Source organism: Limimaricola sp. G21655-S1 (assembly GCF_027213785.1).
Classification (GTDB): Bacteria; Pseudomonadota; Alphaproteobacteria; order Rhodobacterales; family Rhodobacteraceae; genus Limimaricola.
The window spans coordinates 1-244 of record NZ_JAPWGO010000453.1; the positions used below are offsets into that span (position 1 = coordinate 1).

A 244-nucleotide genomic window follows, 5' to 3' on the forward strand; every position below is an offset into this window, starting at 1 on the left:
AGACATTGCCGCATAAGCGGAGGGCGAGGGCAGGGTGTAACCTTCGGTGAACGCAACAACTTCTTTGCGCTCATCCGTGATCGACATGCCTGCGATGATAGCATCGTAGTTGCCCGACAGCAGGTTCGGGATGATCGAATCCCAGTCGTTGGTGACCCACTCACAGGTCAGCTCGGCACGTTTGCACAGCTCATCGCCCAGCTCGCGCTCGAACCCGTCAACTTCACCAGCGTCGTTGATGAAG

Annotated in this window: 1 protein-coding gene; it reads right to left on the reverse strand. The window is 57.4% G+C overall.

Annotated features, from left to right (window positions below):
* Window positions 1-244 (reverse strand): transporter substrate-binding domain-containing protein (locus O4G76_RS21430; RefSeq protein WP_269399103.1); only part of this gene is annotated, 244 nt, incomplete at both ends.